Annotated in this window: 16 protein-coding genes and 3 tRNA genes; 4 read left to right on the top strand and 15 right to left on the bottom strand. The window is 72.1% G+C overall.

Annotated features, from left to right (window positions below):
* Window positions 1–4 precede the first annotated feature (4 nt).
* The gene (locus OHB00_RS43690; RefSeq protein WP_406443497.1) at window positions 5–850 is read left to right on the top strand and encodes a hypothetical protein; all 846 of its coding nucleotides are present in this window, start codon (window positions 5–7) and stop codon (window positions 848–850) included.
* Here OHB00_RS43690 and OHB00_RS43685 read toward each other — a convergent pair.
* Entirely contained in the window at window positions 847–1,458 is a 612-nt protein-coding gene (locus OHB00_RS43685; RefSeq protein ID WP_406443496.1) for a hypothetical protein, read from the bottom strand. The genes OHB00_RS43690 and OHB00_RS43685 overlap by 4 nt on opposite strands.
* 545 nt (window positions 1,459–2,003) lie before the next feature.
* Window positions 2,004–2,079, bottom strand: a tRNA-Trp gene (locus tag OHB00_RS43680).
* 89 nt (window positions 2,080–2,168) lie between these two features.
* Between OHB00_RS43680 and OHB00_RS43675 the strand changes: the two genes are divergently transcribed.
* Together OHB00_RS43675 and OHB00_RS43670 are read left to right on the top strand one after the other, a co-directional pair.
* Window positions 2,169–3,572 (top strand): DUF2201 family putative metallopeptidase, encoded by a 1,404-nt coding sequence (locus tag OHB00_RS43675; RefSeq protein ID WP_406443494.1) that lies wholly within the window; start codon window positions 2,169–2,171, stop codon window positions 3,570–3,572.
* Window positions 3,573–5,369 carry an AAA family ATPase gene (locus OHB00_RS43670; RefSeq protein ID WP_406443493.1) on the top strand — a complete coding sequence of 599 codons (1,797 nt, stop codon included), beginning with the start codon at window positions 3,573–3,575 and terminating at the stop codon, window positions 5,367–5,369.
* Window positions 5,370–5,372: 3 nt separating this feature from the next.
* On the opposite strand, the gene OHB00_RS43665 is transcribed toward OHB00_RS43670, so the two are convergent.
* The 5 genes from OHB00_RS43665 to OHB00_RS43645 form a co-directional block, all read right to left on the bottom strand.
* On the bottom strand, window positions 5,373–6,566 hold the full coding sequence (locus tag OHB00_RS43665) for a ribonuclease inhibitor (protein WP_406443491.1): 1,194 nt from the start codon (window positions 6,564–6,566) through the stop codon (window positions 5,373–5,375).
* Window positions 6,560–7,888 carry an SDR family oxidoreductase gene (locus tag OHB00_RS43660; RefSeq protein WP_406443490.1) on the bottom strand — a complete coding sequence of 443 codons (1,329 nt, stop codon included), beginning with the start codon at window positions 7,886–7,888 and terminating at the stop codon, window positions 6,560–6,562. Before OHB00_RS43660 ends, OHB00_RS43665 begins: the two co-directional genes overlap by 7 nt.
* 27 nt (window positions 7,889–7,915) lie before the next feature.
* Window positions 7,916–7,987 (bottom strand) — tRNA-Ala (locus OHB00_RS43655).
* Between the two features lie 8 nt (window positions 7,988–7,995).
* Window positions 7,996–8,067, bottom strand: a tRNA-Gly gene (locus tag OHB00_RS43650).
* 67 nt (window positions 8,068–8,134) lie between these two features.
* The gene (locus OHB00_RS43645) at window positions 8,135–8,389 is read right to left on the bottom strand and encodes a WhiB family transcriptional regulator (protein WP_174856072.1); all 255 of its coding nucleotides are present in this window, start codon (window positions 8,387–8,389) and stop codon (window positions 8,135–8,137) included.
* Window positions 8,390–8,648: 259 nt separating this feature from the next.
* Between OHB00_RS43645 and OHB00_RS43640 the strand changes: the two genes are divergently transcribed.
* Window positions 8,649–9,440, top strand: a complete 792-nt coding sequence (locus OHB00_RS43640; RefSeq protein ID WP_406446254.1) for a VOC family protein — start codon at window positions 8,649–8,651, stop codon at window positions 9,438–9,440.
* An 81-nt stretch (window positions 9,441–9,521) separates the two neighbouring features.
* Here OHB00_RS43640 and OHB00_RS43635 read toward each other — a convergent pair whose 3' ends face one another.
* The 8 genes from OHB00_RS43635 to OHB00_RS43600 all read right to left on the bottom strand — a co-directional run bounded on the left by OHB00_RS43635 (window position 9,522) and on the right by OHB00_RS43600 (window position 19,809).
* Window positions 9,522–10,550: a LacI family DNA-binding transcriptional regulator gene (locus OHB00_RS43635; protein WP_406443488.1), complete on the bottom strand. Its 1,029-nt coding sequence runs from the start codon at window positions 10,548–10,550 to the stop codon at window positions 9,522–9,524.
* Window positions 10,551–10,669: 119 nt separating this feature from the next.
* Window positions 10,670–11,689, bottom strand: coding sequence for a non-homologous end-joining DNA ligase (ligD, locus tag OHB00_RS43630; protein ID WP_406443487.1), 1,020 nt, complete (start codon window positions 11,687–11,689; stop codon window positions 10,670–10,672).
* A gap of 42 nt (window positions 11,690–11,731) precedes the next feature.
* Window positions 11,732–12,304 carry a hypothetical protein gene (locus tag OHB00_RS43625; protein WP_406443486.1) on the bottom strand — a complete coding sequence of 191 codons (573 nt, stop codon included), beginning with the start codon at window positions 12,302–12,304 and terminating at the stop codon, window positions 11,732–11,734.
* Window positions 12,305–12,922: 618 nt separating this feature from the next.
* A complete protein-coding gene (locus OHB00_RS43620; RefSeq protein WP_406443484.1) occupies window positions 12,923–15,676 on the bottom strand; it encodes a WD40 repeat domain-containing protein in 2,754 nt (917 codons plus the stop codon).
* A 321-nt stretch (window positions 15,677–15,997) separates the two neighbouring features.
* Window positions 15,998–16,426: a recombinase family protein gene (locus OHB00_RS43615; RefSeq protein WP_406443482.1), complete on the bottom strand. Its 429-nt coding sequence runs from the start codon at window positions 16,424–16,426 to the stop codon at window positions 15,998–16,000.
* 595 nt (window positions 16,427–17,021) lie between these two features.
* On the bottom strand, window positions 17,022–17,252 hold the full coding sequence (locus OHB00_RS43610) for a hypothetical protein (RefSeq protein ID WP_406443480.1): 231 nt from the start codon (window positions 17,250–17,252) through the stop codon (window positions 17,022–17,024).
* Between the two features lie 123 nt (window positions 17,253–17,375).
* Window positions 17,376–19,388 (bottom strand): right-handed parallel beta-helix repeat-containing protein, encoded by a 2,013-nt coding sequence (locus OHB00_RS43605; protein ID WP_406443479.1) that lies wholly within the window; start codon window positions 19,386–19,388, stop codon window positions 17,376–17,378.
* A gap of 166 nt (window positions 19,389–19,554) precedes the next feature.
* Window positions 19,555–19,809 (bottom strand): alpha-L-rhamnosidase C-terminal domain-containing protein, encoded by a 255-nt coding sequence (locus OHB00_RS43600; protein WP_406446252.1) that lies wholly within the window; start codon window positions 19,807–19,809, stop codon window positions 19,555–19,557.
* Between the last annotated feature and the right edge of the window lie 29 nt (window positions 19,810–19,838).

Below are 19,838 nucleotides of genomic sequence, written 5' to 3'. Positions count from 1 at the left end.
GCGCATGCATGCTGACACCACCTCCGGCCGGGCGGTCGGTTTCCTGCTGGACCTGATCGACTCCGCGGACGCCGACCGGGTACGCGCGCGCGTCGGACTGCCCCGGCCGGCGCCGGAGGACCTGCGGGAGGCCGGGCGCCGGATCCCCTGGGGGCTGCCGGCGCTGCCGTCCTCCGTGGTGCTGTGGATGCTCCAGGAGGACGATCCGGATCTCAACACCGTCGTCTGGCGGCTGCTCACCGACCGGGACACGGCGTTGCGACGGGCCGTCCTGGACGGCGTGCCCTTCGCCCCGGGACGGTTGCTCGCGGTGGAGGTCGATCCGGCCCTGCGCGACGGCCACGAGGCACCGCCGGTCCCGGAGCGGGTCGCCCGCCTCGGGCTGGTGCCGGCCCTGCGCGAGTCGGACTCCATGGCCGCCGCGCGGGAGGCCGCCTCCATGGTCTACCGGCGTGAGCACTGGCAGACGGTCGCCGAGGCGGACCGCGAGAACTCCCTGCCCGGGTACGTGCGCTGGGCCCTGTCCGTCCGCCCGGACTGCCCGCCCTCGCTGCGCGCCCAGTTCGGCACCCACCGCAAGTTCGACTTCCGCGTCCGCCGGGCCGGGATCCTGGCCGGGCCCGCCGCGTACGCCCTGGACCACGGACCGGCCCGGGACGTACTGCAGGTGCTCTCCCTGGGACATGTGCTGTTCCCGCGCCGCGCCGCCGAGGCCGAGGACGCGCTGCGCCCGCTGGTCCGGGACCACCTGGGCGACCGCGAGGAGGCCTGGGCGGTGCTCGCCCAGCTCCTCGGCACCTTCCACGGCACGACCGGGGAACTGGTCAGGACGGCGGGGGCGATCGCCTAGGCGGCCACCCGCTGCTTGTACCTGTCCGGGTAGCGCTCGGTGAACTTCACGGCCCAGACCAGCAGGGCGATGGGGACCACCCAGTTGAACCAGTCGCTGCCGGCCGGGATCCGGATGGCCAGCCAGGTGGACAGGGCCATCAGCGCGAAGACCGCGCCCCAGGCCGCGGTGAGCACCGTGTTGACGTGGTTGAAGACGGACGAGTCCCAGTACTCGCGCGGCACCGAGTGGCGGGCGTACTGCGCCGTGAAGGGATCGGACAGCAGGGAGCCGAGCGCCACGACGGCCACGACCGCGTTGGAGATGACCTGGGCGTACGTCTCCAGCCAGATCAGCTCGTGGCGGTCCAGGGCGAGGGCGAGGACGCAGAGCACGGCGAAGAACACGATGGCGACCATGTCCAGGACGAAGAACCGGCCCCGGAGCATGTCCTTGCCGGAGAGCACGACGGCGGCGATCAGCGCGGCCAGTGCCGCGTACTCCCAGGTGCTGGGGCTGGCCACGACGCCGAAGACGACCCACGGGGCGAAGGAGAAGAACACGCTCCCGGCGCCGACGGGCTTCTCGGCCCGGGCCCGGGTGGCGGGCCGCCGTTCGGTGTGTCCCATGGGAGCTCCTCCCCTCGCCACGTCGCTCTCCTACCAGCGTGCCGCGCGAGCGGGCCGCCCGCATGCCTGGCCGGTTGCCGGGGCGCGGGGCCACTCGCCGGCCCGGCGGTGTGCGACCCGGCCACACGGCTCCTGGCCGGGACAGATGACCTACCTGATCAGTGAGGACGAGCAGTTCGACCGCGAGATCCCGCTCGCCCTCGGCTCGGCTCGGCCCGGCGGCGGGGCGCCGACGTGGGCGGGGTCCTGGCCGCCGTCCCCGCGGCGGCGGGCGAAGACGGGGGGACCTGGTTCTCGGCCTGGTCCGGGCCGGCGGACGCGGTGCGCGCGCGGGCCGGCCGGAGCGCCACCGACGGCCGTGCGGTCAGGGCCCGCGCCGGGAGTCTGCGGGCCGCCGGGTACTGCGGCACCGCACCGGCCGCCGTGGACGCGTGTGCGGCCCCCGAGGCACCAGCGCGCGAGGTGTTCCCCCGGCACCGGGACTGCTTCGACGTTTCCTGTGAGCGGATGGGCCGCGCGCTCTTCGAACAGCGGGTCTTCGAGGGGGCGGGGCGGCCGGATTCGAACCGGCGTGTTCTGGTTCTGGAGACCGGTGCGCCTGCCTCTGCGCTACGGCCCCGCCCTTGGGGCAGATCGTAATGCCTTGGCCCGTTGTCAGTGCCGGCTGGTACCAATGGAGCACGGGGGAACTGCGGCGCGGGGGACGGCACATGGCGTACGGAGAGCGGGGGCGGGCACGCCCTGTGGTGGTCGACCTGGCCGACCGCAGGGCACTTGAGGCCTACCGCCCCGCGGATCCGGAGGTCGTGGCGCAGGCGCGGCGGCTGAAGGAGGCCGCGCTGCTGGACTTCGGGCTGACGGAGTCGGCGGTGGCCTCGTGGCTGTACTCGAAGTGCCCGCATCAGATCCCGACGACAGCGGTGGACACGGCAGCCGTGGTCGCCTCGGGCGACGGCACCTGTCTGCTGCTCTACAACCCGGACTTTTTCGTCGGTCTGGGCCTGGACGGCGTGAAGTTCGTGCTGTTCCACGAGGCCCGGCATCTGGTGCACCGCCACCTCCTCGCCGATCCCGAGCTGCGCGAGGACCCGGTGTTCACGCTCGCCGCCGAGGTCGCCATCAACCACGTGGCCCTGGCCCGCCTCGGCCGCACCGAGCTCCCCCTGCTGGACGGCCGGCCGACGGGCGTCGACCCGCGCGGGGTGTACGACGCCTACCGGAGGGACCTGACGGCCCACGGCCTGGAGCCGCTCGCGTACGAGGCGTTCATCGAGACGGACATGCGGATCTACGGCGAGCTGAAGCGCATGTGCGATCCGCCGGTCCCACCGGCGCTGTGCCCGCATCTGGTGGCCGGCCTGGTCCCCGCCGACCAGGAGACGGTCGACGCGGTGACCTCGTCCGCGCTGCTCAACTCCCTGCTGGCGGCCCGGCGCGGGCACGCGGGCGCGGAGCGCGAGCTGCTCGATCTGATGAACCGTACGCAGGAGGGTTCGGCACGGGCCGCGAAGCTCTGGGGGAAGCTGGGCGGGGGCATGCTGCGCGGCGAGACCACCCGCACCGGGACGGTCGACTGGTGGCAGCGCTGGCTGGTCGACGTGCTGGGCTCGCGGCTGCGCGACGGCGAGCGGCTGGTGTACCCGAAGAAGCGCGGCGCCCTGCTCGCCGCCCTCGGCCAGGACCCGATGCTCGCCCGGCGCGGCCCCGTGCGCGACAAGGTGCTCGTCATCGCCTACGACACCTCGGGCTCGATGCCGGACCAGGTGGTCGACTGGCTCACCCGGCTCGTCGGCCGGATCGACGGGGTGACGGCGCACTGGCTGTCCTTCGACGCCGTGGTGATGCCGTTCCGGCCCGGGGAGAGGGTGTACGGCGGGGGCGGCACCAGTTTCCAGGCGGTCGCGGACTATGTGGAGGGCCGTACCGAGGTGGCGGGCCGGCGCTGCGAGGTGACCCCGGACGCGGTCGTCGTCCTCACCGACGGGTACGCCCCGCCGATCACCCCGGCCGAGCCGGAGAAATGGATCTGGCTGATCACGCAGGGCGGCGACGACTGGCCCGAGACGCACACACCCGCGATGGACTGCCATCGCGTCACCACGGGATCGCGATAGATGACCACGGAGAAACGGCAGTCGACGACATCCCGGCTGGAGTCGTTCATCGACGCGATGATCGACCTGCGGCAGACCGGGCAGGTCTTCGGCGAGCACGGCATCGGCAAGACGGCGACGTTCTTCTCGCACCTGGCCCGCGCCCACCCGGACACCACGCTGGTGTACGTGCCGGCAGCGAACCTGACCCCGGACGACCTGCTGGTCAACGCGCCGGTCCGGGACCCGCGCACGGGCGAACTGGTGCTGCGCCAGCTGGTGATGAGCGGGCTCCGGCCGGGGCGGCCGTTCGTGCTGCTCATCGACGACTCGCTGCAGGCCGGCGACACGATCCAGTCGCAGCTCATGCAGGTGGCCTGCAACTGGTCGCTGGGCGAGCACGATCTGCGCGCCCTGGGCTGCGTCGGCGTGTTCCTCACCGACAACGAGTCACTGTCGGAGACCTCCGCACGCCGTGGCGACCTGGCGCTCCTGGACCGCATGGTGACCATGCGGATCACGGCGAACGACACGTCGTGGCGCCGGCACCTCGCGGCCAGGTACCGCCCCTGGGACCTGCGTCCGGTCTTCTCGCTGTGGGCGTCCCTCTCCCCCGCCCTGCGCGAACGGCTCTCCCCGCGCACCCTCGACCATGTGCTGGCCAACGCGCGCGAGGGCTTTCCGCTGCGCTGGGGCCTGCCGCTGGTCGACGGCGAGCGGCTGCGGCTGGCCGAGCGGGGCCCCGACGGACGGCCGGGGCAGGACCGCACGGCCGAGATCCTCGACCGGATCGCCGCGAGCCTGGGCGTGGCCAACCCGGCGACGGTCGCGGACCCGGTGCGGCAGGTGGTGCGGGCGGCGCTGCGCAACCGCTGGGCGGTACTGCTCCAGGGGCCGCCGGGCTGCGGCAAGACGGAGCTGGTCCGGGAGACCCTGCGCGAGGGGCTGGGCCGGGACGCCCTGTACTTCTCGCTGCCGGTGACGAACGTCGAGGACCTGTGCGCGCCGATTCCGTCGCCGGACGGCACGCTCGACAACCTCCTCGCCGCGCCCTTCACGGGTCCGGAGCCCAAGGCGATCGTGTGGGACGAGTACAACCGGCCCAAGGACAGGGCCGCGTTCGCCAAGCTGATGGAGGTCACCCAGGAGTGGTCGCTGGCGGGCCGCCGGATCGAGAACCTGCGGGCCCAGATAGCCGTGCAGAATCCGCCGTACCACCTCGGCCGCAAGCTGCTGGTGTCTCGGAACAACATCGCCCAGGCGACCCGGTTCACGGCGTCGCTCATGGTGGAGCCCGAGGACATCCCGGCCAACGAGTGGCTGCTCGCGCGGTACGGCCGGGACGCCGAGACGGTGCTGGAGTGGTGGAAGCACGACATCGACGACGAGGGCCGGGCCTGGATCACCAAGCGGACCCTGGAGCGGCTCGTCAGACTGCACCGCAAGGGGCTGCCGCTGGAGATGGCCACGGTCTACCTCGGTGACGGCGAGTACGCGCCGGTGCCGCTGACGGCCCTCGTCGACCGTTTCAAGGGCCGCCCGGTCACCGGTCTGCGGGAGCTGGCCCGGGACGTCGACGCCTGGGAGGCCCGGCTGCGGCGGGCCGCCGCGCACTCCGACGAGGGCGGTGACGACAGCGACGTGGTGCACCAGATCCTCGCCAACGCGGAGCTGTCCCAGCTGAAGAGAGAGCGGGCGGTGGTGGTCCGCCTGGTGGCGCTGCTCCCGGCCAAGCTGCGCGCGACCTACCTGGTGGGAGCCTCGGAGCGGCACCAGCGGTACTGGATGGAGGTCTTCGCGGACCTGCCCAGGGGCTGACGGTCAGGTCTGCGGCGGCGCGGTCCGGTGGACACTGCGTACGGCGGCCACGTCGGCGGGGACCGTGGGCGCCGGGATGTGGGCGCCGAGGTCGGCGAGGCGGCGCTTGACGCTCGCGGCGATGCCGGCGCCGAGGCGGTAGCGGGTGGCCGTGGTGGCGTGGGCCGCGTGGTCGAGGAGGCGGTGGGCCTCGCGGCTGCGCATCCCGGTGTGGGTCAGCACGAGGTGGGCGAGGCGGTGACCGGAGCCGGACAGGGCCCGGCCGATCGTGTCGGCGGCGGCCAGGTCCACCTGGTTGTCCCCCGCCGCGAGGACGGCAGCCGCGCGTACCCGCCCCAGGTCGAGCAGGGTCACTCCGGCGGCTGCCGCCGCCGTCACCAGGCGGGCGGCGGCCGACGGCCCGATGCCGTTGCTGGCGACGGAGAGCCGGGTGAGCCGCCCGTACGGCGCCCGGTCCAGGGCGTGGGCCAGTTCCAGCGCACCCGCGTCCCCCAGCCGGGCGGCGGACACGTACAGTTCGCCGAGCCCGCCGCCGGCGACGACAGCGGCCAGGGCCCGCGCTCCGGCCGCGCCCAGCGGGTTGCCGCCGGCGAAGAGCCGCTCGATCCGGCGCCCGTTGCCGGCCGCCGCCAGCAGCGCGTCGGCGAGTGCCGCCGCTCCGGCCGGGTCGAGACCGGTCTGGACGAGGTCGAGGGTGCGCAGGGAGCGGGCGGCTGCGACGAGTTCGGCGGCGGCCCGGCCGCCCGCGCCGCCCAGCGGGTTCCGCTTGAGCCAGACGCCGGTGACGACCTGCGGCGAGGCCCGCAACTGGTCGGCGATCCGGCAGGCGCCGCCCGCCGTGATGCCGTTGCAGCCGAGGTACAGGGTCTCCACCCCGGCGCCGGAACCGGCCACGGCTTCGGCGCCGTCGTCGCCGAGCGCGTCCGTGCCGAGCAGCAGGTGCCGTACCGCGGTGGGTCCTTCGCCGAGTGCCTCGGCGATCAGCGCGGCGCCCGTCGCGCCGACGCCCTGCTTGCACAGGTCGAGGCGGCCGTCCGGCAGGGCGGTGCCGGCGGTGAAGTCCAGCCGTTCCCCGGCCGGGCGGCCGGCGCGCAGCCAGTCGAGCAGCGGGGCGAGTTCGGCGGCCGGGCGCGGCACGACGTGCGGAACACCGGCGAAGGCCGCCTGCCGGGGGCACTCGGGGTCCTCGTTCACCACGCCGCCTCCCGGTAGTCCTTCAGGAACACCCCTGACACCGGGTCCCCGGCCTCACCGCGCACGATCGGGTCGTAGACCCGGGCCGCGCCGTCGACGACGTCGAGAGGGGTGCGAAACCCGGCGCCCGCCATGCGGGCCTTCTTGGGTGCCGGGTTCTCGTCGGTTATCCAGCCGGTGTCGACGGCGCACATGTGGACGCCCTGTTCCGCGAGTTCGGCGGCGCTGGTGCGGGTGAGCATGTTGAGGGCGGCCTTGGCCATGTTGGTGTGCGGGTGGCCCGCCATCTTGTTGCGGACGGCGAAACGGCCCTCGACGGCGGTCACGTTGACCACGTAGCGGCGCGGGTGCGGCGAGGCCAGCAGCAGCGGCAGCAGCCGGTCGCAGAGCAGCGCCGGGGCGAGGGCGTTGACGAGCTGGGTCTCCAGGACCTCGGCGGGGTCGAGGGCGCCGAGCCGGGCCGACCAGGAGTTCTCGGGCGACGGGTCGGGCAGCAGTCCGGCCTCGTCGGCCTCGCGCAGCGCGGCGGGCAGGGCCGCGGCCGAGCCTTCCAGCCGGCGCATCGGGGTGAAGCCGGGGGCCTGCCGGGCGCCCGGGGGCAGCGCGCCGGATTCGCCGGCGGCCAGCGGGGCGTAGGACTCGGGCGGTCTGCGCACGGTCTGGGCCGCGTTGTTGACGAGGATGTCCAGCGGCTGGCCCTCCTGCCGCAACTCCTCGCACAGGCCGAGCACCTGGCGGGGGTCACGCAGGTCGACGGCGAGGACGGTGAGCCGGTCCAGCCACTCGGCGCTGCCCGGTGCCGCCTCGAAGCGCCGCCGGGTGTCGCAGGGGAAACGTGAGGTGACGAGGAGTTCGGCGCCGTCGCGGAGCATCATCAGCGCCAGCTGGAAGCCGATCTTCACCCTGCCGCCGGTGAGCAGCACCCGGCGGCCACCGAGGTCGGTGCTCAGGGCACGGTGTGCGGTGTTGTCGGCGGCGCAGGCGGGGCAGAGCCGGTGGTAGAAGGTGTCGACCTGTCGATAGGGCGACTTGCAGACGTAACAGGTGCGCGGTTTGCGGAAGACGCCCCCGGCACCGGGGACGGCGAGGGGCGCGTCCTCGCGGCGGTCCAGGGCGCCGGTCGCGGTCGCGGCCATCACGGCGGCGTCGGCCGTCGACGTCTCCGCGCCGCGCGTCCTGCGGCGGCGCAGCCGTCCGTCGCGGGCGAAGGAGGCGGCGACCTGCTCGGCGCGCAGCCGCACCGGGTCGTCGGCGGGCAGCGCCCGCAGCTTCCCCACGGCCTGGTGGAAGGCCGCCAGTTCGGCCTCGTTGATCGTCTCGCTCATCCGTCCCCGCCCGTGTCCGCCGTAGCGTGGTCCCGGCCGGATTCGAACCGGCGTATCCGTCATGCCATGACGGCGAGTCTGCCTCTGCTCTACAGGACCCCACGCGGCCCGGACGACCGGATTCGAACCGGCGTGTCCGCCTGGGCAAGGCGGTGCGTCTGCCTCTGCGCTACGTCCGGCCGCGTCCCCGGATGGTAACCGGGACGGAGCGTGCGGCCGTACCGCGTTCACCGGGCGGGTGAGGGTTCAGCGGGACGCTCGGCGCAGTTCCAGGCGTTCCTTCTCGGACAGGCCGCCCCAGACGCCGAAGCGTTCGTCGTTGTCCAGCGCGTACTCCAGGCAGGCCGAACGCATCTCGCACATGCCGCAGATGCGCTTGGCCTCGCGCACCGAGCTGCCGGGCTCGGGAAAGAAGAAGTCCGCCCCGGTCTGCGCACACAACGCCTGCGCCTGCCAGGCCGGGACGGGCGTGCGGGGCGGGGTGATGGTGTCGAAGTGCATGGCCAGGATCGTGCCGGGCGGCGAAAAACGTTCGCTCAACGCCCGCTCAACGTGACCGCGACGGACCACCGCAGCCTCGATCATGCGCTCGCCCGCCACACCCGCGCACGGCGGCGCGCGGAACGGATCCGAAACTCGGCGATCGTGTCGGGTGACCCACGGTAACCGGTGCGCGGTGGGCGTGGTCGGGCAGCGATTGTCAGTGGGCGGTGGAAGACTCGGCGCAGCAGAGAACAGGACCCTTCCGAGGAGGGCGATGATGCTCACCACCCGTTTCGTCGACGGTGCTCCCAACTGGATCGACCTCGGCACGCCCGAGATCGACGGCGCCGTCTCCTTCTACCACGGTCTCTTCGGCTGGCAGTTCCAGTCGGCGGGTCCCGACGCCGGCGGTTACGGATTCTTCCAACTGGACGGCAGGACCGTCGCCGGCGGTATGCAGACCACCCCTGAGCAGGGTCCGCCGTCCTGGACGGTGTACTTCCGGAGTGAGGACGCGCAGGCCACCGCGAAGGCGGCCGAGCAGGCGCACGGCGGCGTCCTCGCCCAGCCGATGGACGTGCTGGGCCAGGGCCACCTGGCGATCCTCACCGACCAGGCGGGCGTGCCCTTCGGCATCTGGCAGCCGGCGCGCACCAAGGGCGTCGAGGTGGCGGGGGATCCGGGTTCGCTGTGCTGGGTGGAGCTGTACACCCCGGACATCGCGGCGGCGGCCGCCTTCTACCACCGGACGCTCGGTCTGGAGACCTCCGGCGTGCCTTTCCCCGGCGGCACCTACACCTGTCTCAACCCGGCCGGCGGCGACGAGGCGTCGATGTTCGGGGGCATGGTCCCGCTGGCCGAGGACCCGGCGGAGGCGCAGGCCGGCGCGTACTGGCTGCCGTACTTCGAGGTCGAGGACCCGGACGCGGTGGTCGAGAAGGCCCAGCAGACGGGCGGCAGGGTGCGGATGCCGGCGACCACGCTGGAGGGTGTGGGCCGGATGGCCAAGCTGGCAGACCCGTACGGCGCCCGCTTCGCGGTGATCAAGGGCGAACCGCAGCAGACCTGAGGAGCCCGGGGCGGGGGCAACCGCGGTCCGGTGAGGGCTGTTCGCGCCCGTGCGGCGCGTCAGCCGCACATCCCGGTCCGCTCAGGCGGTCGCGCGCCGTATCAGTGTCGTGGGCAGGACGACGCTGGCCGGCGCGCCCGTCACCGACTCGCCTCGGGTCAGCGTGGACAGCAGCAGCCGGGCCATCAACCGTCCCATCTCCTCGATGTCCTGACGGACCGTCGTCAGCGCCGGCTCGCTCTGTCCGGCGACGGGCAGCACGTCGTCGAAGCCGATCACGGCGACGTCCTCGGGCACCCGGCGGCCGCGCTCGCGCAGGACGCGCAGGGCGCCGACCGCGGTGAGGTCGTTGGCGGCGAACACGGCGTCCACGTCCGGGCAGCGGTCGAGGAGTTCGCCCATGGCGCGCTCGCCGCCGCCCGGGGTGAAGTCGCTGCCGACGACCAGCCGGGGGTCGCTCTCCCCCATGACGTCCCGGTATCCCTGGAGGCGGTCGGCCGCCGACGTCTGGTCCAGCGGCCCGGTGATGTGCGCGATCCGGGTCCGGCCGAGGCCGACGAGATGGCGTACCGCCTCCTCGGCACCGCCCCGGTTGTCGCAGTCGACGTACACGGCGCTGGACGAGCCGCCGCCCCAGCCTGGCCGGCCGCCGAACACGGTGGGGACTTTGGCGCCCTCGATCAGACCGGGCAGCGGGTCGTCGAGGTGGAGCGAGAAGACCAGCGCGCCGTCGACGTGGCCGCCGGCGAGATAGCGGGCCACCCGGGCATGGTCGTCCCGTCCCTCGGTGAGCAGCAGCACCAGCTGGTTGTCGTGGGCGGTCAGCTCCTTGCTGATGCCGCGCAGTTGGAGGGCGAAGAAGGGGTCGGTGAAGATCCTGGTCTCGGGTTCGGCGATGACGACGGCGACGGCGTCGTGCCGTTTGGTGACGAGGCTGCGGGCCGCCTGGTTGGGGACGTAGCCGAGTTCCTCGACCGCCCGCCGGACCCGCTCGACGAGGGGCTCGCGCACACCGTCCCCGCCGTTGACGACCCGCGACGCGGTGGCCCTGGAGACCCCGGCCCGCGCGGCCACGGCCTCCAGTGTGGGGCGCGACACTGCCTCGGACACCTCGGCCCTCCTCCCCGGCGGCTGGCGATCAGCATAGCCCCGGGCGCGGCAGGCGGTGAGAGCGCTCTCGCGGCCCTGCCGGCCGCCGACGGCCGCCGGGGCGCCTCCGAGTCCGGCCGTCAGGAGGACTGTTCGGGCCGGGCCCGGCTCGGCTGGACACGTTTGGGCTCGCCCGGCATCTTCGGGTACTCCGGCGGATAGGGCAGGTCACCGAGGCCGTGCTCGTGTTCGTCACGGCGGGCGAGTTCCAGGAGGGCGTCGAGGGAGTAGGCGTGGTCGTCCATGTCGGCGTGTACGTCGCCGACTTCGGCGAACCGGGCCGGCATGGTGACGAGGTCGAAGTCCTCCGGGCGGACGTCGTCTACCTCCTCCCAGCGCAGCGGCGCGGAGACGGGCGCGTGCGGACGGGGCCGCAGGGAGTAGGCGGAGGCGATGGTGCGGTCGCGGGCGGTCTGGTTGTAGTCGACGAAGATGCGCTCGCCGCGTTCCTCCTTCCACCACTTGATGGTGACCCGGTCCGGCATCCGGCGTTCCAGTTCGCGGCCCACGGCGATCGCCGCGCGCCGGACCTGGGTGAAGGTCCAACGGGGCGCGATGGGCACGAAGACGTGCAGGCCGCGGCCGCCGGAGGTCTTGGGCCAGCCCCGCAGTCCGCCGAACTCGTCCAGGACGGCCCGCAGTTCGTGGGCGGCGCGGACCGCGTCGTCGAAGTCGGTGCCGGGCTGCGGATCGAGGTCGAGGCGCAGTTCGTCGGGGCGGTCGACGTCGCCTCGGCGCACCGGCCACGGGTGGAAGGTGAGCGTGCCGTACTGCGCGGCCCACACGACCGCGGCCTCCTCGGTGGGGCACATCTCGTCGGCGGTACGGCCGCTGGGGAAGGTGATGTGGGCGGTGGGGATCCAGTCGGGCATGCCCTTGGGGGCGCGTTTCTGGTAGAACCACTCGCCCTCGATGCCGTCCGGGTAGCGCTGGAGGGTGGTGGGGCGGTCCCGCAGGGCGCGCAGGATGCCGGGGGCGACGGCCGCGTAGTAGCGGGCGACGTCCAGCTTGGTGAAACCACGCTCCGGGAAGAACACCTTGTCCGGGCTGGACAGCCGTACGCTCCGGCCGGCCACCTCCACCTCCACCGCATCACCCATGCGGCCACGGTAGGCGCCCCGCCCCCACCGCGCATATCGGCCCTACGGCCCTTGAGTCCGGGGCACGGACCAGGTGACGGCGGGCCTGCGCTGGACGTCGTAGACGATCCGGTCGGGGCGGCTGCCCCTGGGCACAGCGAACGTGATCTTTCCGCGGAGGCAGGTGCCGGGGCGTACTGCTTCGCCGGAGACGGGGTACACCGGGGCCGGTATGCCGTGCCCGGCGAGTCCCAGCGGCTTGACCGGGGTGCCGTTCCGGAGGCGGAGGGTCCAGGGGGACTGGGCGACGATGACGTTGGTGCTGTCGGCGTCGGCGCAGGTCCTGACCTCCAGGACGGCCCATTCGGCGTCGGGGGCGTCGGCGAGGTTCGTGGGGAGGTTCACGCCCTTGGCGGGCTGGGTGTAGCCGACGGCGGTGGTCGTGGCGCTGATGCGGCTGCCGTCGCCGTCGATGTCCTTCCAGTGCCGGCCGGAGCCGAGCGCGAGCGCCTTGGCGGCGGTCGGGGCCGTGGACGCCGTGCCGGGCGCCTTGCTCACGGCGGGGCCGCCGGTACAGGCCGTCGCGGTCCCGGCGAGCAGGATCAGGGCGGCGGTGACGGCGGTGCGGGTCCGCATGGATGTTCCCCCGTGGAGCTTGTCTACTGAAAGAGCATCATGCGGCCTGTGCGGACGCTGTGCGGACACCGTGTCCAGGTTGTGATCGACAAGCCGGCGCCGGCGGTGTGCCGTGCGGCGAGCGGACGCCGGGACCGCTCGTAGAGTCGGAGCCCGGTTCTACGCCTTCACAGATACCTGCAGGTCAGATGCGGTTTCAGCGGAACCACAAGAGATCATTTCTCACAATCATCTCTCAAGGTGAAGCGCCTCCCGGACGGCAAGGTGACGGCCGCCGCGGGCGGCTCGCATGCGATCCCCCTGTGACCAGGCAAAACGCCGCGTCGCCACCTGTTCACTGGCGCCGCGCCAGTGGCGGAACGCGCCGCTGCGGCTTGAGGGGCGTGAGATGGGTTTCTTCGCAAGGCTGGCGCCTCATGCGAGGACATTTCAATGCAGGAGGGCTGCGACGGACGCGGGGAGAAGATCCCGCAGACCGGTGATCCGAACGTGGGCGGCATGGGTCGCGGTGAACCGGTCGACGGACATGCTCGGTAAGCGGGTGGTGGCGAGCAATGGGAACGTCAGACCGCCGTGTCGGGCAGCTCGGGCAAGTCCCGTGCCGTTGCCAGACCGTCCTCAGGGCTGGGGTGGGGCCAGGACCGCGATCTCCCAGCCGAAGCCCACCACCAGTCGGCCGTCCGGGGAGACCTCCACCGCACGGACCGGCCCGGGGAACACCAACTGCCCGGCGGGCCGCCCGGAGGGCAGGTCCCATACGTGCACCATTCCGTCCTGGCTGCCGCTGACGGCGACCGGACGGCCGTCCACCACTCCCGTCGCCACCGCTCGCACCTCGTCGGTGTGGCCGGTGAGGGGTTCGCCGACCGGGCGGCCGGTGGTCAGGTCCCAGATCCGCACCGTGGTGTCCCAACTGCCGGTGACCGCGACCGGGCGGCCTTCCACCACCGCGGTCGCCACCATCACGCCCATCGCCTTCACCAGGCCGATGTGGCCGGTGAGGGGTTCGCCGACCGGGCGGCCGGTGGCCAGGTCCCACACCCGCACCGTGGTGTCCCAACTACCGGTGACCGCGACCGGGCGGCCTTCCACCACCGCGGTGGCCACCGAGCTCACCAGGCCGTAGTGGCCGGTGAGGGGTTCGCCGACCGGGCGGCCGGTGGACAGGTCCCACACCCACACCGTCCCGTCCATGCCGCCGGCGGCGATCACCGGAGTTCCCTCGACCGCCCCGGTCGCCAGCGACCACACCGGGCCGGTGTGGCCGACGAGGGGCTCCCCGACGGGTCGGCCCGTGGACAGGTCCCACACCCGCACCGCCCCCTCCCAGCTGCTGGTGAGGACGACCGGACGGCCGTCCAGCACGGCGGTGGCCACCGACACCGACGGGTGCGAGTGGGCGATGACGGGTTCGGCGGCGGGTCGGCCGGTGGCCAGGTCCCACACCCGCACCGTCCCGTCCCGGCTGCCGCTGATCGCGACCGGGCGACCCTCCACCACTGCGGTCGCCACGGCTCGCACCTCACCGGTGTGTCCGGTGCGGGGCTCACCGACCGGGCGGCCGGGTGACAGGTCCCACACCCGCACTTCTCCGTCCTCGTTGCCGCCGGTGACGGCGACCGGACGGCCGTCCACCACCCCGGTCGCCACCGCCCACACCCCGTCGACATGGCCGGCGAGGGGTTCGCCGACCAGTCGGCCGGTGGACAGGTCCCACACCCGCACCATCCCGTCCCGGCTGCCGCCGACCGCGACCGGGCGGTCCTGCACCGACCCCGTCGCCAGCGCGTAGACCCCTTCGGCGGCGCCGGTGAGGGGTGCTCCGACGGGCCGGCCGGTCATCAGGTCCCACCTCCGCACCGTCTCGTCCCGGCTGCCGCTGACGGCGAGCGGGCGGCCGTCCACCGCCGTGGTCGCCAGGGCCCACACCCCTTCGGTGTGTCCGGCGAGCGGTTCGCCGACCGGACGGCCTGCGGCCAGGTCCCACACCTGCACCGTCCCGTCCCAGTTGCCGGCGACGGCGACCGGGCGACTGTCCACGACCTCCGTCGCCAGCGCCTCCACCGGGCCGTTGTGGCCGGTGAGCGGCTTGCCGACGGGCTGACCGGTCGTCAGGTCCCACACCCGTACTGTCCCGTCCCGGCTGCCGCTCACGCCGAGCGGGCGGCCGTCCAGCACCGCCGTCGCCACCGCTGTGACGACTTCGGTGTGGCCGGTGAGGGGGTGGCCGACGGGTCGGCCGGTGGGCAGGTCCCAGACCCGCACGGCGCCGTCCCGGCAGCCGCCGACGACAACCGGGCGGCCGTCCACCACCCCCGTCGCCACGGCACAGACCTCGCCGTCGTAGCCGGTGAGAGGTTCGCCGACCGGGCGGCCGGAGGCCAGGTCCCACACCCGCACCGTGCGGTCCTCGCTGCTGAAGGTGACGGCGACCGAGCGGCCGTCCACCATCCCCGTCGCCACCCCGCGCACCCGCTCTGCGTGGCCGATCAGGGCCTGCCGGAACCGGCGGTCGACCGTGCTGCCGGTGGCCCAGTCCACCCCCCATCGCCGGTCGGCACCGCCGTCGACGGGCACGGCGGTGATCCGCGCCGACAGGCCCAGGTCCCCGTAGCGGGCGGCGTCCAGCGCCAGCATCTGCCGACGCACCCCCGCACTCGCATGCCGGTGCAGATGAGCCGATGCCCGGTACACCGCCCCCTCCAACCGCCCTGCGGACCAGGGGGCCGTCGCCAGCAGTTCCAGCACCGCCTCCGGGTCGGCGTTCACCAGGACCACCGGATCGGGCAACTCCCCCTCCACACCAGCAGGTCCAGCGTCGGCACTGTCGACGCCCAGCTCATCGGACAGGCCCGGCCCGGCCACGCGCTTGCGGCGCAGGAGGAGATGCGCGGGTCGCCACAGGGCGCAGGCCAGGCCGAGCCCGAGTGGGATCTGCAGGAACCGTTGGACCACCGGAGGGCCGGGAGGGCCACCCCGCTCGGCCGGGGCCAGCCCCTGCGGGTCGACAGCCACTGTGTAGATGCCGCCGACCGCCCAGTGCCACTCGACGAAGGTGCCGCCCGGTATCGGAGCCTGCGGGGGACCGTCGAGGACGGACACGGTGTAGAAGTCGTAGCTCCCACTACTCATGCCGTCCTCGGACTCCTGGATCTGCAGGACCCTGACGTGTTCGGTGCGCCCGTGCCGGTGCAGCGCCTGCTGGCCCAGCTCGGACCGCTGCAGGACCAGCATGCCCGGGAGGCACAGCACACCCAGGACCCACCGGAAGCCCACACGCGGAAGGCAGCAGAAGAGCAGGAGCACCAGCACGCACAGAAAGTCCACCCATGGGGCGCCCCCGAAGAAGGAGGTACGCGCGATCAGGCGCATGACCGCCCACAGCCCGCACGCTCCCCCGACGCTTGCCGCAACCGGACCCAATCGCCGGACCAACGTCCTCGCAGTGGAGGGCTGTTGACCCGAGCCGCACCGCACGCCGCCCTCTTCGCCCGCCCCCATGGCCGTCTCCGTCCTCGACGTGCCCCTCCGTGGTCCGCGGCAGCCGCCGCACGAGGCATCTCCCGCACACGGTATGGATTGTTCAACGATCCTACAAGAGGGCATTCTTCTGGCTGGCACCACAGTGCCGCTGCCGGTATCCCTTGAGCAGGCCCAGTAGTCCTAGCTCGGACACCAGCCGCAAAGGAGCGTTCAGGGTTTCGTGACCGCGGTCTTCTTGGGCCGGCGGGGCAGGGTCTTCGCGCGGTCGAGGTGCCCGTACACCGTCGAGCGGGGCACGCTGAACATGTCAGTGATCTGCTGGACGGTCTTTCCCCGCTCGTCGTAGAGCCGTTGGGCAAGCGCGGCCTGGTCCTCGGTGAGCTTCAGCCAGCGCCTTCCGACACGGCCGCGGGCCCGCGCGGAGGCGAGCCCGTCGTTCGTATTCGCCACGATCAGCTCCCGCTGGAGCTCGGCCAGTACGGACAGCATGCCGAACATCGCGCGGCCCTCCATGGTGGCGGTGTCGATGCCCTGCTCGATGACGTGCAGGCCGATCCCGCGTTCGCGCAGCTCGGCGCCGAGGGTGACCAGGTGCAGGACGGAGCGGGAAAGCCGGTCGAGCCGGGTCACCTGCAACATGGGGTGCCGGTAAGAACTCTGTCACCGATCTCGCTGGCTATTTCGTGCCCAGCGGTGCTGACGGCTCGTTCATTGGGGCAGCAGCGGCCGTCTTGGCGTTCCCGGTCGCGGGTGGGGTGTGGCATGTCGATGCGGCCGAGGCCGTGGCCGAAGGTGCCTGAGCTGACCGTGCAGGTGGCGCGGGCGGTGGCAGCACGGGGCCCGTATCCGTTGGCGATGCGGGTCCGTGACGAGCTGGGCGAGTTATTCACGGACGCCGAGTTCGCCGAGGCGTTCGGATCCAGAGGTCGGCCGGGCTGGTCACCGGGCCAACTGGCGCTGGTGACGACGCACAGTGACCGAGGCCGGGGCGGAGGTGAAGCGGCGGGAGAGCAAAGACCTCCCGCCCGGCAGACTGCGGCTGGCCTCTCCGTACGACGCTGACGCGCGCTACGGCCTCAAACAGGGCTCCTGGTGGACCGGCTACAACCTGTGTTCATCTTGAACGCGCAGGTCACGGGGTGGCATGGGTGAGTGAGGTCATGCTCGTGCTGGTCGGCGGCTGTCTGCGGTGAAGATCGTCGGCCAGCGGGGATCTCGTGCCAGTCGAGGACCATCAGCGCGCGGACGAGCCAGGTTGCCCACTTCTCGCGTTCTCGACGACCGCCTGCACGTCGTCACTTCCGTCCAGGCCGATCAGGCAGGTCTCCACGCCCACGCCGTGTTCGGCGAACTTGGCCAGTCCCGCCTCGATCGCCGTGGCGACCGGTTCGGGATCGCACGGCCCCGGCACCCGGTAGGGATCGAGCCCGATGACGAGGACGCGGGGTTCAGCCGTGGTGTCCATGTGCGGACGATGCTCGCTCAGCCAGGGTAGCCGCGGCGACCTGAGTCTGGCCTTGTTCGACTCGGGCCTCCTGCCCCGCCCTGCGCTTTCCAGGGCGGGGCCCCCGAACTGTTCTCCTCCGTGTCAGGCCGGCTGCCAGGAGAGGATCGCCCGGTACGGCGACTCGATGCCGCCCGCCGCGATGACGCTCGACGGAACCTGGGCCGTCCCGGTGATGGCGTGATTGTCCTTGATCAGAACCCTCTTGTTGTCGTAGTCGGACGGACCGTTCGGCCAGTAGTTGCCCTCGATGTCCGTGGGGTCGTACGTTCCGTCGCCCGCCGTGTAGTTCACGTGCTTGCTGCCCCACGGCGAGACGTTGATGTTCCACACCGCGTTACCGAGGATCGAGACGTACGTGGCGCCGTTGTCCGTGTACAGGACGTGGCCGCCCGAGGTGTTGAGCTGGTCGTGGACGACGTTGCCGACGACCTTCTCACCGTTCGTCATCGAGGTGCCGGTGATCCCGTTCGTGTAGACGGCACCCCCGTCACCGAGCAGCGACATGTGGTCGTGGATCAGGTTGTACGAGATCGTGTTGCTGTTCGAGTAGTTGGGCTGTGCGGGCAGGCTCACCTTGTCGGGCCAGCCGCCCCAGCCGATGGAGATGGCCGTGTAGGGCACGTGATCGATCTGGTTGTGGGTGATGGTCGATGTCTCGATGTATCCGGCGTCTATGGCGACCCCGCCGTGGTATTCGGCGGCTGTGTCGTAGAAGTGGCTGTCTTTGACGGTGATCCCGCTGGTGTGCTGTGCCGAACTGCTGGGCTGGGGGATGTCCACGCCGCCCAGGTCGAGACCGTTGCCGGAGATGTCGGTGAACACGCAGGCGGTGACGGTGTCGTTCTGCGAGCCGTTGCCGAGGTCCAGTCCGGCCGCGCCGAGATGGACGAAGTAGTCGTGGTCGAAGTGGATGCTCTTGTCGTAGGTGAACCGCACCGCGCCGGGCATCTTCGTCCAGTTGCCGTACGGGCAGGTGCCGCCTGACACGAACGTGCACAGTCCCTGGGTGGCATAGCCCGTGGTACCGGTGACCTGGTACGTCGCCTGGATTTCGGAGAAGCCCGTGCCGGTGTTGGAGGTCGTGTAGTTCGCGTAGCTGAACTGGATGCCCTGGAAGCCGATGTGGCTGGGTTCGTCCGAGGCCTTTCCGGAGGTCGCCACCAGAGTGTCCAGCGAGGGCGCCTCGACGTCCGCGGTGGTCAGGTTCTCCCCCGAGCGCGGGATGTAGTAGAACCGGTGCTCGGTCTTGTCGAGGTAGAACTCACCCGGCTTGTCGAGGAGTTCGTAGGCGTTCTCCACCGCCGTCGGCGCCTCGGTGATCGACTTGCGGCCGACCAGGTTGTAGGTGCGGCCCGAGTCGTCGGTCCGCATGACCCGCTGGGTGGAGTTGTTCCAGCAGGGCTGGGCCATGGTGATGGCGGTGCTGGTGACCGAGGCGACCGGACAACGCGGCTCGGTCCACAGTCCGAGCCCGCCCCGGTAGACGAACTCGATGGCCGACCGGTTGCGCCAGCCGGCCATCGGGTCGCCGGACGCCGTGGTGTATCCGGTTGCCGTCTGGGTCACGGACACGGGCAGCGAACCCGTGGCGCGCTGGGCGCGTAGGCCGTTCACGTACAGCTGGCGGGTGTCCAGGCTGCTGGGGGCCGGGGCGGACCAGATGCTGCTGTCGGTGCTGGTCCGCGTCCAGCCGGTGACCTGGACGCCGCCGCTGATGACCGGGGCCTGTCCGGATGCCGCCTTCCACCAGACGGTACCGGCCGTGCCGCCACCCGAGTCCGCGGAGCTGAAAGTGAGCGTCTTGGCCAGCCGGTAGACACCTCCGGCCAAGGTCACGGTGATCGGACCGGACGTCGACTTGTCGATCGAACGGACCGCGGTCTGCGCCTTGGTGAGTGTACGGAAGGGGGCGTCGGCGCTGGTGCCCGGGTTGCTGTCGTTGCCGCTGGGCGAGACGAAGTAGGTGACCGCCGTCGCGGCGTGCGCGGGTGAAGCGAGCGCTCCGAAGGGCAGGAGTGCGCAGAAGAAGGCCGCAAGGACTCGATAAGACCCGATGAATAAGAAGAGTGGTCTGGCGGGTCTCGCGGCATGCATCTGTTCTCTTGTCAAAAACATGCAGGAAAGGTAGAGGCAGGGCGGTGAGAGGTCAATGACCGCGGCGTAGATACATCGGATCAATGCCGGGTTCCGTCGCCGGCCTACTGACATCTGCGCCGCCGACGGAACCGCCGGGCCCAATCCCCGTACGCGGGAGGGACGTTCAGGCGGTGAACTCGTGGGTGCCGGAGCCCACCCGGTAGACCGCGCAGCCGTCCTCCCGGCGCAGGAACGTGCCATGGGTGTGGGTGACCGCCCCCGGATCGGACGCCGGGATCCAGACCTCGGCGGTCGTGTTCGGCGGCACCTCGCAGGTCAGAATGAAGCGGCCGGACCGCAACCGCCACCGGGTGGAGACAGGCCCGTAGACCGAGGTCGGACTGCATCCGACCTGCGCTCTCCGGACTGTACGGACGATTCGGCGGCCCTCTGGACGCCGGGTAAATT

The sequence above is a fragment of the Streptomyces sp. NBC_00631 genome (assembly GCF_045206895.1).
Lineage (GTDB): Bacteria > Actinomycetota > Actinomycetes > Streptomycetales > Streptomycetaceae > Streptomyces.
The sequence above is the reverse complement of the archived record's forward strand: the minus strand, read 5'-3'. Positions and strand labels throughout refer to the sequence as shown.

Excerpts from the sequence above, each read along its gene's own strand:
- OHB00_RS43675 (WP_406443494.1), top strand. The coding sequence starts at position 2,169 with ATGGCGTACGGAGAGCGGGGGCGGGCACGCCCTGTGGTGGTCGACCTG.
- OHB00_RS43670 (WP_406443493.1), top strand. The coding sequence starts at position 3,573 with ATGACCACGGAGAAACGGCAGTCGACGACATCCCGGCTGGAGTCGTTC.
- OHB00_RS43605 (WP_406443479.1), bottom strand. The coding sequence starts at position 19,388 with ATGCATGCCGCGAGACCCGCCAGACCACTCTTCTTATTCATCGGGTCT.
- OHB00_RS43610 (WP_406443480.1), bottom strand. The coding sequence starts at position 17,252 with ATGGACACCACGGCTGAACCCCGCGTCCTCGTCATCGGGCTCGATCCC.
- OHB00_RS43625 (WP_406443486.1), bottom strand. The coding sequence starts at position 12,304 with ATGCGGACCCGCACCGCCGTCACCGCCGCCCTGATCCTGCTCGCCGGG.
- OHB00_RS43645 (WP_174856072.1), bottom strand. The coding sequence starts at position 8,389 with ATGCACTTCGACACCATCACCCCGCCCCGCACGCCCGTCCCGGCCTGG.
- OHB00_RS43685 (WP_406443496.1), bottom strand. The coding sequence starts at position 1,458 with ATGGGACACACCGAACGGCGGCCCGCCACCCGGGCCCGGGCCGAGAAG.
- ligD (WP_406443487.1), bottom strand. The coding sequence starts at position 11,689 with ATGGGTGATGCGGTGGAGGTGGAGGTGGCCGGCCGGAGCGTACGGCTG.
- OHB00_RS43615 (WP_406443482.1), bottom strand. The coding sequence starts at position 16,426 with ATGTTGCAGGTGACCCGGCTCGACCGGCTTTCCCGCTCCGTCCTGCAC.
- OHB00_RS43620 (WP_406443484.1), bottom strand. The coding sequence starts at position 15,676 with ATGCGCCTGATCGCGCGTACCTCCTTCTTCGGGGGCGCCCCATGGGTG.
- OHB00_RS43640 (WP_406446254.1), top strand. The coding sequence starts at position 8,649 with ATGCTCACCACCCGTTTCGTCGACGGTGCTCCCAACTGGATCGACCTC.
- OHB00_RS43660 (WP_406443490.1), bottom strand. The coding sequence starts at position 7,888 with ATGAGCGAGACGATCAACGAGGCCGAACTGGCGGCCTTCCACCAGGCC.
- OHB00_RS43690 (WP_406443497.1), top strand. The coding sequence starts at position 5 with ATGCATGCTGACACCACCTCCGGCCGGGCGGTCGGTTTCCTGCTGGAC.